This window comes from Streptomyces sp. ML-6 (genome assembly GCF_030116705.1).
GTDB lineage: Bacteria > Actinomycetota > Actinomycetes > Streptomycetales > Streptomycetaceae > Streptomyces.
Genome location: NZ_JAOTIK010000001.1, coordinates 293,710 through 307,699, shown reverse-complemented (window position 1 = coordinate 307,699; position 13,990 = coordinate 293,710). Strand labels below are relative to the sequence as shown.

At 73.8% G+C, this 13,990-nt stretch carries 15 protein-coding genes; 8 read left to right on the top strand and 7 right to left on the bottom strand.

Annotated elements, in window-relative coordinates:
• Positions 1–54 precede the first annotated feature (54 nt).
• Positions 55–1,035 (top strand): pirin family protein, encoded by a 981-nt coding sequence (locus OCT49_RS01445; protein ID WP_283850059.1) that lies wholly within the window; start codon positions 55–57, stop codon positions 1,033–1,035.
• A gap of 10 nt (positions 1,036–1,045) precedes the next feature.
• Complete coding sequence (locus OCT49_RS01440; RefSeq protein ID WP_283850058.1) at positions 1,046–1,387, top strand: GNAT family N-acetyltransferase; 342 nt, start codon at positions 1,046–1,048, stop codon at positions 1,385–1,387.
• A gap of 259 nt (positions 1,388–1,646) precedes the next feature.
• Here OCT49_RS01440 and OCT49_RS01435 read toward each other — a convergent pair whose 3' ends face one another.
• Positions 1,647–2,168, bottom strand: a complete 522-nt coding sequence (locus OCT49_RS01435) for an HAD domain-containing protein (protein WP_283850057.1) — start codon at positions 2,166–2,168, stop codon at positions 1,647–1,649.
• 105 nt (positions 2,169–2,273) lie between these two features.
• Here OCT49_RS01435 and OCT49_RS01430 point away from each other — a divergent pair, with 105 nt between their 5' ends.
• Both OCT49_RS01430 and OCT49_RS01425 read left to right on the top strand, forming a co-directional pair.
• Positions 2,274–3,038, top strand: a complete 765-nt coding sequence (locus tag OCT49_RS01430; protein ID WP_283850056.1) for a class I SAM-dependent methyltransferase — start codon at positions 2,274–2,276, stop codon at positions 3,036–3,038.
• Between the two features lie 85 nt (positions 3,039–3,123).
• Entirely contained in the window at positions 3,124–3,558 is a 435-nt protein-coding gene (locus OCT49_RS01425) for a hypothetical protein (protein ID WP_283850055.1), read from the top strand.
• A 21-nt stretch (positions 3,559–3,579) separates the two neighbouring features.
• On the opposite strand, the gene OCT49_RS01420 is transcribed toward OCT49_RS01425, so the two are convergent.
• From OCT49_RS01420 to OCT49_RS01405, 4 genes are all read right to left on the bottom strand, one after another.
• Positions 3,580–4,443, bottom strand: coding sequence for a hypothetical protein (locus tag OCT49_RS01420; protein ID WP_283850054.1), 864 nt, complete (start codon positions 4,441–4,443; stop codon positions 3,580–3,582).
• Positions 4,440–5,108: a response regulator gene (locus OCT49_RS01415; protein WP_283850053.1), complete on the bottom strand. Its 669-nt coding sequence runs from the start codon at positions 5,106–5,108 to the stop codon at positions 4,440–4,442. Before OCT49_RS01415 ends, OCT49_RS01420 begins: the two co-directional genes overlap by 4 nt.
• The gene (locus tag OCT49_RS01410; RefSeq protein ID WP_283850052.1) at positions 5,105–6,205 is read right to left on the bottom strand and encodes a sensor histidine kinase; all 1,101 of its coding nucleotides are present in this window, start codon (positions 6,203–6,205) and stop codon (positions 5,105–5,107) included. The genes OCT49_RS01415 and OCT49_RS01410 overlap by 4 nt, the downstream gene beginning before the upstream one ends.
• Positions 6,206–6,425: 220 nt before the next feature.
• Positions 6,426–6,887 (bottom strand): SUKH-4 family immunity protein, encoded by a 462-nt coding sequence (locus tag OCT49_RS01405; protein ID WP_283850051.1) that lies wholly within the window; start codon positions 6,885–6,887, stop codon positions 6,426–6,428.
• 118 nt (positions 6,888–7,005) lie between these two features.
• On the opposite strand from OCT49_RS01405, the gene OCT49_RS01400 reads away from it, so the two are divergent.
• Positions 7,006–8,271 (top strand): MFS transporter, encoded by a 1,266-nt coding sequence (locus tag OCT49_RS01400; RefSeq protein ID WP_283850050.1) that lies wholly within the window; start codon positions 7,006–7,008, stop codon positions 8,269–8,271.
• Here OCT49_RS01400 and OCT49_RS01395 read toward each other — a convergent pair.
• The gene (locus OCT49_RS01395) at positions 8,237–9,970 is read right to left on the bottom strand and encodes a vWA domain-containing protein (RefSeq protein WP_283855636.1); all 1,734 of its coding nucleotides are present in this window, start codon (positions 9,968–9,970) and stop codon (positions 8,237–8,239) included. The two genes, OCT49_RS01400 and OCT49_RS01395, sit on opposite strands and share 35 nt — an antisense overlap.
• Before the next feature lie 62 nt (positions 9,971–10,032).
• On the bottom strand, positions 10,033–11,094 hold the full coding sequence (locus OCT49_RS01390) for an ATP-binding protein (RefSeq protein WP_283850049.1): 1,062 nt from the start codon (positions 11,092–11,094) through the stop codon (positions 10,033–10,035).
• Between the two features lie 309 nt (positions 11,095–11,403).
• Between OCT49_RS01390 and OCT49_RS01385 the strand changes: the two genes are divergently transcribed.
• The 3 genes from OCT49_RS01385 to OCT49_RS01375 all read left to right on the top strand — a co-directional run bounded on the left by OCT49_RS01385 (position 11,404) and on the right by OCT49_RS01375 (position 13,971).
• Complete coding sequence (locus OCT49_RS01385) at positions 11,404–12,642, top strand: sensor histidine kinase (RefSeq protein WP_283850048.1); 1,239 nt, start codon at positions 11,404–11,406, stop codon at positions 12,640–12,642.
• Positions 12,614–13,309, top strand: a complete 696-nt coding sequence (locus OCT49_RS01380) for a response regulator transcription factor (protein WP_283850047.1) — start codon at positions 12,614–12,616, stop codon at positions 13,307–13,309. The genes OCT49_RS01385 and OCT49_RS01380 overlap by 29 nt, the downstream gene beginning before the upstream one ends.
• A gap of 305 nt (positions 13,310–13,614) precedes the next feature.
• Entirely contained in the window at positions 13,615–13,971 is a 357-nt protein-coding gene (locus tag OCT49_RS01375; RefSeq protein WP_283850046.1) for a hypothetical protein, read from the top strand.
• Positions 13,972–13,990 lie beyond the last annotated feature (19 nt).

Here is a 13,990-nt window from a genome sequence, read left to right as displayed (position 1 = left end):
CCTACCATCAGGCATGATTATTGAACATGAAACCATTTTTGGGAGGGGCGTGTGATGAACGACGCCGAGAAGGGGCCCGCGGAACAGCCCCGAGCGGCCTTCGGCCACGGTGAACACCCGCCGGGGATCGAGGTCCTCGGCGCCCGGGACGTCCCGCTGGGCGGCCCGAGGGCGATGACCGTACGGCGCACGCTGCCGCAGCGGGCCCGGACGACGATCGGCGCCTGGTGCTTCGCCGACCACTACGGCCCCGACGACGTCGCCGACACCGGCGGCATGGACGTCGCGCCCCATCCCCACATCGGCCTGCAGACGGTGAGCTGGCTGTTCAGCGGGGAGATCGAGCACCGGGACAGCATGGGCAACCACGCCTTCGTGAGACCCGGCGAGCTGAACCTCATGACGGGCGGCCACGGCATCAGCCACTCGGAGGTCTCCACCGCCCGCACCACGACCCTGCACGGCGTCCAGCTGTGGGTGGTGCTCCCCGAGGAGCACCGGCACACCGGACGCGACTTCCAGCACCACGTCCCGGCCCCGGTCCGGGTGGGCGGGGCCGAGATCAGGGTGTTCCTGGGGACACTGGCGGGGGACACCTCCCCGGTGCGCACCTTCACCCCGCTGCTCGGCGCCGAACTCCTCCTCGACCCGCACTCGACGACCGAACTCGCCGTCGACACCGGCTTCGAGCACGGCGTCCTCGTCGACCACGGGGACGTGCACGTCGCCGGGACGACCCTGCGCCCGGCGGAGCTGGGGTACCTCGGCACGGGGAACGACACGCTGACGCTGACGAACGGGACGGACTCCGTCGCGCGGGTCATCCTGCTCGGGGGAACACCGTTCGAGGAGCGGATCGTCATGTGGTGGAACTTCATCGGCCGGAGCCACGAGGACATCGTCGAGGCCAGGGAGGCGTGGCAGAACGCGTCCGACCGGTTCGGCGAGGTCGACGGCTACGACGGCGACCGCCTGCCCGCGCCCGTGCTCCCCAACATCCGCATCGCACCGCGCCGCAACCCGGCGAACCACTGAAAGGCCCACGATGACACAGCCCGCCGCCGCTCCGGTCGTCCAGCGAGTGGACTCCGAGCACCGTTACGAGATCCTGGTCGACGGCGTGACCGCCGGCCTCACCGAGTACCGCGACCGCGACGAACAGCGCGTCTTCTACCACACCGAGACGGGCGAGGCCTTTGCCGGACAGGGCCTGGCCTCGGTACTCGTGCAGCAGGCGCTGGACGACGTACGCGCCTCGGGGAAGCGCATCGTGCCGGTCTGCCCCTACGTGGCGAAGTTCCTCAAGAAGCACGAGGAGTTCGCCGACATCACCGACCCGGTGACCCCCGAGGTCCTGAAGTGGCTGAAGGGCGTGCTGGCGCACTGACCGCCCCCCCCCGCCGCCCCGGCCCGCCCCGCACGGGCGGGCCCGGTGGCCGGCAGGGCCTTGCCCGGGTCGGCCGGCGTGCGGCTCCTTGCGGCGACGCCCCGAACCCCGCGTCCCCACCGGCCACTACGCCCCCTTGCCCCTTGCTTCCCGCAGCCGAATGGAACGGCCGATCGTCATTGCGATCACCGCAGGTCAGTCCTGGTATTGGCGCGGTGCATGGGGTGCTTCGGCCGTCCCGGCACCACCGCGCCGGACGTCAGGAGGGCCGCCGCAGCCAGGCGTCGAGAGCCGCGTAGTCGCCGTCGGCCAGACCACGCCGGGGGTCGACCCGATGGAGCAGGGCACGGCCCGGGTGATGGGCGGCGACCCACGCCCGGTCGGTGCCGGTGATCTCGTCGTCGACCCAGACGAACGGGCGCCCCGCCGCGCGATCGACGAGGGCCCGGGTCTTCCAGTGCAGTCCGTCGCGCTCGTCCCGGGCATCGACGTCGGACGGCTCCGGCCAGACCACCACGGCCAGCGCCGGCAGACCGAGCAGGGGAGCGACGCACTCGTTCGCGTCGGCCATCCACGTCGTGGCCCAGACGATCTCGCAGGGGAGCGCGGCCAACCGGGGGCCGTGCCCGGGATCGATCCTGGTCAGGAGCGGGTTCGCGGCGGCACCGAGGAGAGCGGGATCCACCGCGTGGGTCGGGTGGAGGTGTGCCGGCGCACCGAACGGGATGAGTGGTCCGTCGATGTCGAGGAACAGCAGCGGACGCTGCGCGGGGGCGGTCACGGCAGCACGACAGCGGCCGGCCCCGGGCCCCGGCTCCGCCTCCCGGATCCCGCCCCCGGCGGGCGCCCCTTGCCCCCGGGGTCGTGACCGGCGAGCATCATCGGCATGCGCAGGCTCCACGACGACGAGCGGCTGGCGGGCGTTTACCAGAGCGGCAACGAGATGCCCGAGGAATCACTCCGGGACTGGACACGACTGATCGGCTCCTTCGCGGGCCGTCCGTCACCCGCCGTGGTGGAGATCGGCGCGGGTACCGGCATGTTCTGCTCGGCGATGGCCCGATGGCTGGACCCGTCGGCAGTGATCGGGATCGACGCCTCCCTGCCCATGCTCACCCGGGCCCGGAGCCTCAATCCGCACCCCGTGGTCCACTACCTGGCAGGCACCGCGGAAGCCGTGCCCACCCGATCCGGCCTGTTCGACCTGGTCCTGTTGTCCCGGGTGATCCACCATCTGCCCGACCGTGCCGGGGCGGCGCGTGAACTGGCCCGCGTCCTGCGGCCCGGCGGAACGGCCGTCATCCGGACGACGTTCCGGGAGCGGCTGGACGCACTGGTCTACGACTACTGGCCGAACCTGCGCGAGTCGGACGAACAGCGCTTTCCGTCCAGGGCCGAGGTGCTCGACGACTTCGCCGCGGCGGGCTTCGAGGTCCGGACCGTCACGTCCTTCGCCCGCCCCGTCACCGCCGGCCTCCGTGACTACCACGCCCGCATGACGTCCCGGCCCCAGTCGAAGTTCACCCGGCTCACCGCCGAGGAGTTCGAGGAGGGGCTGCGGCGCCTGGCGGCGGACGCCCGGAACGAGCCGGTGACGCGCCCGGTTCCCGTGACGGAGCGGTACGACGTGGCCGTGCTGTTCCTTTCCTGAGCGACGGCTTCTTCCGGCGGACGGCGCGGCCGGTACGGGAGGGGGCGGGGGATGCCATGATGGCGGCCCCCGACCATCCCGAGGGGTGACCCGCGTGCCCACGCCCGCCGATCATCTCGAACTGGCGCGTACCGAGAACGACGGCCAGGTCCTGCACCGGCTCGTGCGAAGCCCGTACCCCTTCGTCCGGCAGGCGCTGGCGGCCAACCCCCACACCCCGCCCGCGGCTCTTCTCGAGCTGAGCGCGGACCGGGACAGCTCCTGGAACGACAACCGGCTCCTGTGGCTGCTGGCAGAGCACCCCCGCGCGGACCGCACCGTGCTGCGAGCGGTCCTCGACGCCACGGCGGCCAGGCTCGCGGAGGGCGGGCGGCCCTACGCCGCCGTGCTCGCCCTGGCGGGGCGCGGAGAGCTGGAGGCGGACGAGGTGAAACGACTCGGAACCCTTCGCGGCGCCTCGGCCCGGCTGCGCGGCCTGCTCGCCCGGCGGCTGGACGCCCGCGCCCCGGACCGCGCGTGATCCTCCGCGGGGCGTGCGCCGTCATGCCGCCAGCAGCCGTGCGGCACGTTGCTCGTCGAGGCCGCCGCGCCAGCCCGCGAGCGGCAGGGTGATGTCCGAACGCGGCGCGCCGCGCAGCGCGCGGGACGCGGCGTGCCGCTCGGCGGTGGGGATGAACCGGTCCCACATCGGCGGCAGGAGCGGACAGGGGAGCACCCCGGTCTCGGCGAGTCCGATGAGGATGCCGTAGCGCTGGTACTTGTCGGTGCCGGGCACGATCCTGGCCCGTGCGACCGCCTTCTCCAGCTCGCCCGGGCGCGTCCCCGCCGGTAGCGAACGGATCACGTCGAGCAGCGCGCGCAGCCGTTCGCGGTCCTCCTCCTGCGGCCGGGGCAGCCCCTGTGCCACCGCGGCCTCCAGGTCCGGCAGGTAATGCTCCGGTATTTCGTTCCACGCCCAGCCGAGCGCGAGACGCAACAGCTTCTCGGTGACGTCGACCTCGGACTCCGGGCCCAGACCGCAGTCGGGAACCCCGTCCCCGCCCCCGTCCCGCGGAGCGGTGCCGAGAAACCGCGCCCATCCGTGGGAGATCACCGTCTGCCGGCCGCGCGGGGCGCTGCCCAGCCCGGCGACGAATGCCGCGAGCACCGCGTCCTCGTGCAGCGCGGCGGCCGCGGCGACGGCGCGTTCGACGATCTCGGACGCGCTCCACCGCTCGGGCTCGCGCACCGGCCATCCCGCGCGACGGGCCGCTGCGAGGTCCGCGGGGCCGCCGGACGGTTCGGTCCCCTTGATCGTCCCGGTCCGGGTGAAGCGGTACCCGTAGCAGCGCATCAGCGGTTCCAGGTCGTCCTTGCCCGGAATCCGTCGCGGGGCGGGGCCGGGGGGAATGGAGCCACCGGTCATGAGAGTGCCTCCCAGGACCAGGCCGCGATGCCCACGCGGTTGCGCACCTTCAACTTGGCCTGGATGTTGGCGATGTGGGTTTTCGCCGTGCCGGGGGAGATGAACAGGCGCGTGCCTATCTCGGCGTTCGTCAGGCCCTCCGCGACGAGGCGGGTGATCTCCTCCTCGCGGGGGGTGAGGGGCGAGGGGGCGCGCGGTGCCGGGGGAACGGGAGCCGCCACGGACCGGAGGAGACGAACCGTGATCTGGGGGCTGATGAGGACGTCGCCGGCCATGGCGGCCCGCACCCCCTCGATCAGCAGGCCGGGGCCCGAGCGCTTGAGGAGGAAACCGCAGGCACCGTCCCGCAGGGCCGTGCGGACGTAGTCGTCGTGGTCGAAGGTGGTGACCACCAGGACGCGGAGCGGGTCGGGCACGTCCGGGCCCGCCAGCCGCCGGGTCACCTCCAGGCCGTCGAGGACCGGCATGCGGATGTCCGCGACGACCAGGTCGGGGCGGAGCTCGCGGGCCAGCTCGACGGCCGCGGCACCGTCCGCCGCCTCGCCCACGACCGTCATGTCCGGCTGGGAGTCGAGGATCAGGCGGAATCCGCTGCGGATGTCCTCCTGGTCGTCGGCCAGGAGGATGCGGACGGGCGTGGGCGCGCCCGTCGGGGGAATGGTCATTTCGGTTCCTTCGCAGGGATCGTGCGGGCCGTTCGCAGCGGCAGGACCGCCACGAGGCGCCAGCCGTCCTTCTCGTACGGGCCCGCGGTGAGTGTGCCGCCCAGCGCCTCGGCGCGTTCGGCGAGCGCGGGGAGGCCGCGCCCGCCGCCCCGGCGCAGCGGACCGGTGCGGGGGCCGGGAGGCGTGCGCGACGCCTCGTTGGTCACGTGCAGTTCCACGCCCCCGGGGGCGTGGACGAAGCGGACTTCCGCGCGGGGAGCCCGGGGAGCGTGTCTGCGGATGTTGGTGAGCGCCTCGACCACGATGCGGTACGCCACCGCGCTCGTCTCCGGCGCGTCCGTGAAGGCCTCCAGGACGTCCGGCGGCAGGAGGAGCCGGGTCGCGGTGCCGTTCGAGTCGGTGAAGTCATCGACCAGGGCGGCGAGTCGATGAACGCCCGGGGGCTGGAGCGATGTGTCCGGTGCTTCCTCCTCGTCCAGCATGCGGATCGTCCGGTCCATCGTCTCCAGGGCGTTCAGACCCGCCTTCTCGATCCGCTCCAGGGCCAGGACCGCCTGGCTCGGATCGGTCGCCGCCACGAAGCGGGCTGCCTGGGCCTGCACGACGATGCCGCTGACGTCGTGGGCCACGAAGTCGTGGAGGTCGCGCGAGAGTTGCAGACGCTGGGCGCGCCGGGCCTCCCCGACCGCAGCACGCCGACGCAGGTCCATGCGGCGCGGATAGGCTCCGACCGCCGCCGCACCGAGCGCGGGGAGCAACCAGAACGACGCCGCGCCCGTACGCTCCAGGAAACCGCCATCGACCAGCGGCGCGGGCCAGACGGCCACCGCGAGGACCGCGAGGGGGACCGCGACGCGCAGCTCCCGCACGGGCGACCAGCGTGTCACCGCCGCGATGAGGAGCAGCAGCAGGGCGGCCTCCGGGAGCTTCCAGAAGGAGCCGGGGCCCGTGGTGGCGGTCGCGGTGGTCGTCAGGGACAGCAACGCGCAGACCGCCGTGGGGCGGGCCAGGCCGGAGGGGCGGCGGCGGATCAGGGCCCGGGCGATGGTCGCCGCCGCCGCGAGCGCCGGAAGGCCGCCGAGTATCACGCCTGTCATGGCCGGTGTCGTTTCCCCCCGTGGTCGTTCCGTCCGTCGGTGAGGACGGGGCCGTCCGTACGGACTCACCCCGCCGTCGCGCCCCTCGGCCCCGGCACCCCCGCGCGGCCCCCGCCGACGGGACGGGCGTCCACCCGGAGGACGCCACCCAACTGCCGTCGCGAGAGCGTGCCCGGGGCCGCCGTCCCGGGCCCCGCCCGGTGTCGTGGAGCCCGGCCGGTCATACGTTCATGCTGTAGCCCAGTTCCTCGGCGGCGATGCACCAGAAGGAGTTCTCGTCGGCGACGGCGGCGGCGTCGAGCGCCCCGAACCGCTCCAGCAGCGCGTCGGTGAGCGCGTCGGCGGCCTCCTCGGCCAGGTCCACGGCCTCGTCGTCCTCGACCTCCTCGCCGGGCCCCTCGTACGCGGCGGCCTCGTCGGCGGCCTCCTCGTAGGCGCGGTTGAAGGCGACGAACGCCGCCACCCCGGAGTTCACCAGGTGAGGACCGGCGCCCTCGGGCAAGCTCCACAGCGACCCGTCGTCGCGGCGCAGGCCGAGCGCCCCCGCTCCCGGATCGACCGCGACCAGGGCGTACCGCGCGCCGTCGACCACGCGTTCCGCGAAAGGGGGTTCCTGCCAGACACCGGGGGAGGGGAAGCGGGTGCATCCGGCCAGGAGCGGGGCGAGTTCGTTGTCGTCCATGCGGAGAACCTAGCCCGTACCACTGACACCTGCGGCACCGGCACCGGGCCTGTCCGGCCCCACCACAGCCGGCGGAGGGGCCCGTACCGCCCCGACGTCCTGGTATACCATCTGCCGAATGCTGGATGGACGGACCAACGATGCGCGAGGCCGCGCCGACGGCGCCCCGTCGGTCTGGCGGGCGCCGGGCATGCCGGCCCTGCTCGGTTCGACCGCGCTCGGTTTCGCGGGCGTCGCCCTGCTGATGCCGGTCGCCCCGCTCCGGGTGCTCGACGGCGGCGCCGACGAACTGGGGGCGGGCGCGGTCAACGCCGTGATGATGCTCTGCACGGTGATCGCCCAGCTGCTCGTGGGGAAAACGCTCCAACGCCTCGGCTGGCGCCGGACGCTCATGCTCGGGGCGGGCCTGCTCGGGGCCCCCGCGCCGGTCCACCTCCTCACCGACGACGTGTGGGCGGTGACGGCGCTCGCGGCGGTGCGCGGTCTCGGCTTCGGGATCATCACCGTCTGCGGAGCCATGGCAGTCGCCGTGCTCGTCGAGCCCGGGCGCCGCGGCCGTGCGGTCGGAGCCTACGGGCTGGCGATCGCCGCCCCGCAGTTCCTGCTCGTCCCCGTCGCACCCTGGCTCGTCGAACAGGCCGGGTACTGGCCGGTGTGCACGCTCGCCGCCGTTCCCCTGCTCGCGGTCCCGCTCGCCCCGCCCGTGGCCCGCGCCCTGCGCGCCTTCGACCGGCCCGCCGAGGACCCCGGCCGGTCCACCGGGCGGCGCGACACCGCCGCACTGCGCCGCGCCCTGACGGGGCCGATTGCCGCGCTGCTCGCGATCACCTCGGCCGGCGGCGCCGTGCTCACGTTCGCACCGGGCCTGGACCCCGACCCGACCACGGTGTACCTGGCGCTCCTGGTGTTCACCGGGACCTCGGCCCTGTGCCGTTGGGCCTTCGGGGGCTTCGCGGACCGCAGGGGCGCCGCCCCGGCGATCGCACCGCTCCTCCTCCTCGGCGCCGCCGGACTCGCCGCCATCGGCGCGGGGACGGCCGACGGCCCCGGCCCGACCGGCAGGGCCCTGCTGATCGGCGGCATGCTCGTCGTGGGCGTCGCGTACGGCGGCCTGCAGAACCTGACCCTCGTGCACGCCTTCGCCGCCGCGGGGGAGGAGGAGCGACCGGCCGTCGGCACGGCGTGGAACGTCGGCTTCGACGCGGGCACGGGGCTCGGCGCCCTCGCGGCCGGAGCGGTCGCCGCCGCCTTCTCCTACACGGTCGCGTACGCCGTCCTCGCCCTGGTAACCGCGCTCGTCGGCGTCGCGTGGGCGATCCCCCGCCGCCGTACCGGCAGGGCCGTGACACCTAGCGCAGGCGGAACACCGGGCCCCGGGGAGTGAAGGGGAGCGGGGCGCCCTCGGGGACGAGATAGGCGTGTTCGGTACGGACGCGGAGCACGTCGCAGGCGCCGTCCGTGATGACGAGGACGGGCGCCGTCGGCGGGAAGTCCTCCGCGCGCCGCAGCAGGTCGATCCCCGGCTGGAGGACGGTGCCACCGCGTCCGCGGACCCGGACCCGGCCGGCGATCTCCGACGGCGGGAGATAACCCGCGTCGTACGCTGCGGCGTCGCAGAACACCACCCGGGCGGCCGGGACGTCGCGGGCCTCGGCGTAGGAGGCGATGGCACCGAGCGCCTTGCCGAGCAGGCGCGCGTTCATGGAGCCGGAGGTGTCCAGGACGACGCCGAAGGTGCAGCGGGCGACCTCCTCGGGAGGGAAGTACCGCCCGGTCCGCGGGATGTCGGGAGTGGACGCCTGCCGGCGGGCGGGCCGCGCGTAGCTGCGCACGGGTTCCGGCCGGGGGACGAACTCGTCGAACCAGCGGGCCAGCCTGGCGTCCCACGGCACCGGGGGATGGGTCAGTGCCCGGATCTCCTGGACGAGTCCGGCGGGCAGCAGCCCCCGTTCGCCGGCGGAGTGCAGATCGAGCCCCTGGGACAGGCCCCGCCGGTAGAACTCGTCGAGATCGACCCAGTCGCGGCAGGAGCCGTCGAGCGGTTCACCGAGGACGTCGCCGACCCCCTTGCCCCGCAAGGTCGCCAGCCGCCGCATGCGGCGCGTGTCGGTGACGATCCGGTCGTACACCTCCTCCGTCGACAGCCCCCTCAACTCCGGGTCGTGCAGCAGACCTTCGGGCATGGTGCCGACGTCCATCTCGACGAGCCAGCCGTTGATCACGTAATCGGCGGCGACGTTGAAGAGGTACGGGTCGCGGCCCCCGCACCGGTCGCCGTGGCGCAGGGCGGCGTGCAGCATCTCGTGCGCGAGGACGAACCGCCATTCCTCGTCGTCGTACCGGCGCAGCGGGTTGACGTAGATCTCCCCGAGCGAGGCGTCCACGGCGGCGACCGCGATGCCGTGGGCACGGGCGAGTTCGGCGTCGGCGACGACCTTCATGCCCGCCGCGATGCCGCCGAGCAGCGGATAGGAGGAGATGAACCAGCTGAACGCACGGTCCCAGGGCCGCGCGGGCAGCCGCTCGCCGGTGAGCGTGTCGCGCCGGCCGCCCGCGACGTCCATGGCGGCGGACATGGTGCGGGTCAGGGCGTGGGCGAAGGCGAGCTGCCAGTCCGGCTCGGTGTGCCATCGCGACCACGGCACGAGGACCTGGTCGGACGAGTCCCCTCCGGTACCGCAGTGCTCGTACGGGGCGGGAATGCCGTCGCGGCGCCACCGGGCGGAGATCTGCTCCTCGTCGCCGTCGGGATAGGAGTCCGGCAGGTGGTCGGGGGTGCGGCCGACGGGAAAGGTGAGCAGGAAGCGGTTGACGACGACGCAGCGGGCGGCGAGGTCGAACCGGTCGGGCTGCGGGCGGAGCTTCTTGTCCGCGGGGACGTGACCGAAGCCGAGATGGACGACGCTGTGGGCGACGGCCCAGGCCCACTCGGCCGGCTCGGCACGGCGGTCGGGGTGGGCATGGATCCTGCCGTTGGAGTCGACGCGGGTCAGGCCGTGGCGCGGACCCAGGTCGCAGTCGCGACTGCGGCAGACGTCGGCCTCCAGCGAGGCGAGGGCCGGGTTGCGCCGGACGATGGCCATGCCGGCGAGGAACGCCTCGGTCGCCGCGTCGTTGCGGGCCTTCTTCCCGTGCGACGCACGGCTCACCGGCGGGCCTCGACCAGGCGCGGCATGTCGCGGGCGGCCTCGACGAGGAACCAGGCGGGCAGCACGGGCTGTCCGTCCTCGTCGTCCCGGATCACGGTCTGGGCGACCTCGACGGAGATCTCGGCGAGCTGGACGAGCAGCGACTTGGCCCGGTGGGCCGTCTGCCGCAGCACGGGCGAGATCTGCTCCTTGGCGGCGGGCAGCTCCTTGACCAGCCGGCCCCGGAACGCGTCGGCCAGGTAGTAGAGCAGGTCGCGGTCCTCGATCCGGCGGGGCCAGGACGCGTCGCCCTTGATGATCGCGTCGATGCCGTGGGCATGCCGCACGATCTTGACGTAGCCGCAGAACGCGACGGCGTGCGCCGGGGTGAGCGTGCCGTGCGCGACGACCTTGAGCGTCTCCTCGTCCAGGGCCGGCCCGAAGGAGTGCAGGGCGTCGGAGAGCATGTGCCAGGAACGGGGAGTGGAGAACGGCTCCTCCGTCTTGGGCGGCTGCGACCAGAGGTGGTCGGGCCGGTCGGTGAGGTGGTCGACGACCCACGGGTGGATGCCGTTCTCACCCGCCCACACGAGCCAGTCCGTGGCGGAGGCGCGCAGATGGACATGGGTGAGGCGGTTGACCAGCGCGGAGGCGATGGGCCGGGCCAGCGCGTTGTCGGTCGCGCGGTTCCCGGCGCCGATGACGATCGATCCGGCCGGAAGCTCGTACGAACCGATGCGCCGGTCGAGGATCAGGGAGTAGAACGCCTTCTGCACATCGGGCGTCGCGGCGTTCAGCTCGTCGAGGAAGAGGCAGTACGGCTCGTCCCTGGCGATGGCCTCGGGAGGACAGAACACGGACCTGCCGTCACGGATCTGCGGTACCCCGACGAGGTCCTCGGGCGCCAGCTGCGTACCGAGCAGACTGACGCATTCGAGCCCCAGCGACTCGGCGAAGTTCCGCACCAGCGACGACTTGCCGATTCCGGGGGCACCCCACAGGAAGACGGGGCGCACGGTGGCGAGGCCGAGCAGCAGTTCGGGCACACGGGCGGGCGTGACGGTGATGGCTGCCTGCAAACTGAACACTCCCGGGACGGGCGTGGTCCGGTGCGTCCGGACCGTTCGACGTATTCGAACAGTGTGGGCGCCGCGAGCCGGACGGCGCATCCGAATAACCACCCTCCCACACTTGGACGGCACACCGGACCGCCGCCCCGCACCCGAACGGCCCGAACGGACCGGATCGCCGTTCGCGCCTCCCGGATCGCCGCCTGCCCGTCCCGGGCGGGCCCCGCGGGGCGGGCGGGTGGCACGGGGCCGTCGGACGCGGGCCGGCCGGCCCCTCGACGCGATGCCCGACACGGCCGCCGACCCTACGGTGGTGGCATGGCGGTGGTGATCAGCGGATGGCGGCGGCGGGACCGGGGCCGCAACGGCGCGCTGGAAGTGTTGGGCGTGACGGTGCTGTTCGTGCTGTCGGTCGTGGCCGCGTCCGTCGTCCCGCACGAACGCCACTTCTCCCTGCGCTGGTCCGCCGTGGTGCTCGCGGGAGTGGGCTGTTCGGCACTGCTGTGGCGGTACCGTCACCCGGTCGGCGTACTGGCCGTCGCGGTCGGCTGCGGAGTGGCCTTCCAGGTGCTCGGCTTCCGGGAGAGCCCACTGGTGATCAACTCCGTCCTGGTGTCGGTCTACACCGTCGCCGTGCTCACCGACCGGCGCGTCACCTGGACGGCGGCCTCGGCCTCGGCCGCCGTCCTGGTGGGCGCGGCCGTGCTCTGCGATCCCCGCTCCTGGCTGGCCCCCGACAACGCGGCGATGCTGGCGTGGACCGCCCTGCCGGCCGCCGTCGGGGACGGGGTGCGCTCGCGCCGCGCCTACGTCGCGGCGGTGGAGGAACGGGCGGAACACGCGGAACGGACGCGCGAGCAGGAGGCACAGCAGCGGGTGGCGGCCGAACGGGTACGGATCGCACGCGAACTGCACGACATCGTCGCGCACCACATCGCCCTGATCAACGCCCAGGCCGGGGTCGCCGCCCACCTGGTGGAGCGGCACCCGGAACGGATCCTGGCCGCGCTGGAGGACATCCGGGACACCAGCCGCTCGGCCCTGGACGAACTACGGGTGACCGTGGGACTGCTGCGGCAGTCCGGCGACCCGGTGGCGCCGCGCGATCCGATGCCGGGCCTCGCCCGGGTACCGGAACTCCTGGCCTCGTTCGAATACGCCGGCCTGTCCGTGAGCCACACCCGGCTGGGCACCGCGGAACCACTGGCCCCGGCCATCGACCTGGCCGCGTACCGCATCGTGCAGGAGGCCCTGACCAACGTGCACAAGCACGCCGGGGCCGACCACGCCCGGCTGTTCCTGCACTACCACCCCGAACGGCTGACGATCACCGTCGAGGACGACGGACGCGGCGGACGGCAGGCCCGCCCCGGGACGGGGCACGGGCTGATCGGGATGCGTGAAAGGGCCTCCACGGTCGGCGGCCGGCTGTACGCGGGAACGCGCCCGGAGGGCGGCTTCACCGTGACGGCCGAACTGCCCCTGCGCCCCGGCCTGGCCATGGGCGAACCACCGAGGAGGGACGGGCATGACGATCCGCGTACTGCTCGCCGATGACCAGGCCCTGTTGCGGGGCACCTTCAGGATGCTGTTCGACTCCACGGACGACATGGAGACGGTGGGGGAGGCGGCCGACGGGCGCGAGGCGCTGGAACTGGCACGCGAGCAGCGCCCCGACGTGGTCCTGATGGACATCCGGATGCCGGGGATGGACGGCCTGGACGCCACCCGGCACATCAACGAGTCCGAGGACCTCGCCGGGGTGAAGGTGCTCGTCCTGACCACCTTCGAGGACGACGAACACGTCGCCGAGGCCCTGCGCGCCGGGGCGAGCGGCTTCCTGGGCAAGGGGGCCCGGCCCGATGAGCTCCTCGACGCCGTACGCACCGTCGCGGCCGGTGAGGCGCTGCTGTCTCCGTCCGCGACCCGGGTGCTGATCGAACGCTTCCTCGCCCAGCCGGAGCCGTGCGCGGCGGGCGTGCACGAGCGGCTGGAGTGCCTGACGCCGCGGGAACGCGACGTGGTGGGACTGGTGGCGCTCGGACTGTCGAACGACGAGATCGCGGAGCGGCTGTTCGTCAGCCCGCTGACCGCCAAGACCCACGTCAACCGGGCCATGACCAAGCTGGCGGCCCGCGACCGGGCCCAGCTCGTCGTCATCGCCTATCAGTGCGGCCTGGTCAGCCCGGCAGCCGAGCCGGGGCCGTCGCGGACCCCCGTGTAGCCCCCGGCCGGGCAGGGGCCACGGGCGGTCCGGGCCGGTCGTAGGGGGCGGCGACGGATACCGCAGTCGTGGTAGCCGGGAAACGCTGCGGAGGGACGACGTGCGAGGGGCCGTGTCGGGGAAAACTGATGACGAACCCCGAAAGCGCCCGGTGGGAGGAACGGCGCAGCGCACGGACCCGCAGGCCCCGTCCCACCGGCACCCCGGCACCGTCCGGAGGCAGCGGCCCCCGCCCCTCCTGGTCCGCGCCGCCCCCGGCACGGTGCCCCCGCGACCGGCCCCGCAGCACAGGAAGGACCCGCCTCATGCTCACCGCGACCACGCAGCGCAGCACGACCGGTGCACGACCGGCCGACGACCACGCCCGCACGTCCCCCGCAGCCGAGGAGGCGGTCACGATGGGAACCCACCCGACGACGCACCCCGCCCACCGCCCCGGGAACGACCGCCGTACGGCCCTGCCCGCCCACCTGTTCCTTCTCCACGACGCCCTGACCCGGAACGCCGGCGGCCGGGGCCGGGAGACGGCCCGGACCGCCACGCCGTACCCCGGACGCACGGCGCCGCGCCCGTCCGGCACCAGGCAGCTCACCCTGGCCCAGTGGGTCGGCCGGACCGCGAGGATCGGGGCCGCCGCCGACGCGCGGCCGACCACCGGCTGACCCTCCCCGCGAAGCGGCG

What these genes read in the sequence shown, in the direction of transcription:
- OCT49_RS01445 (WP_283850059.1), top strand. Translation starts at nt 55, where the DNA reads ATGAACGACGCCGAGAAGGGGCCCGCGGAACAGCCCCGAGCGGCCTTC.
- OCT49_RS01440 (WP_283850058.1), top strand. Translation starts at nt 1,046, where the DNA reads ATGACACAGCCCGCCGCCGCTCCGGTCGTCCAGCGAGTGGACTCCGAG.
- OCT49_RS01430 (WP_283850056.1), top strand. Translation starts at nt 2,274, where the DNA reads ATGCGCAGGCTCCACGACGACGAGCGGCTGGCGGGCGTTTACCAGAGC.
- OCT49_RS01420 (WP_283850054.1), bottom strand. Translation starts at nt 4,443, where the DNA reads ATGACCGGTGGCTCCATTCCCCCCGGCCCCGCCCCGCGACGGATTCCG.
- OCT49_RS01415 (WP_283850053.1), bottom strand. Translation starts at nt 5,108, where the DNA reads ATGACCATTCCCCCGACGGGCGCGCCCACGCCCGTCCGCATCCTCCTG.
- OCT49_RS01410 (WP_283850052.1), bottom strand. Translation starts at nt 6,205, where the DNA reads ATGACAGGCGTGATACTCGGCGGCCTTCCGGCGCTCGCGGCGGCGGCG.
- OCT49_RS01405 (WP_283850051.1), bottom strand. Translation starts at nt 6,887, where the DNA reads ATGGACGACAACGAACTCGCCCCGCTCCTGGCCGGATGCACCCGCTTC.
- OCT49_RS01400 (WP_283850050.1), top strand. Translation starts at nt 7,006, where the DNA reads ATGCTGGATGGACGGACCAACGATGCGCGAGGCCGCGCCGACGGCGCC.
- OCT49_RS01395 (WP_283855636.1), bottom strand. Translation starts at nt 9,970, where the DNA reads ATGGCCATCGTCCGGCGCAACCCGGCCCTCGCCTCGCTGGAGGCCGAC.
- OCT49_RS01385 (WP_283850048.1), top strand. Translation starts at nt 11,404, where the DNA reads ATGGCGGTGGTGATCAGCGGATGGCGGCGGCGGGACCGGGGCCGCAAC.
- OCT49_RS01380 (WP_283850047.1), top strand. Translation starts at nt 12,614, where the DNA reads ATGACGATCCGCGTACTGCTCGCCGATGACCAGGCCCTGTTGCGGGGC.
- OCT49_RS01375 (WP_283850046.1), top strand. Translation starts at nt 13,615, where the DNA reads ATGCTCACCGCGACCACGCAGCGCAGCACGACCGGTGCACGACCGGCC.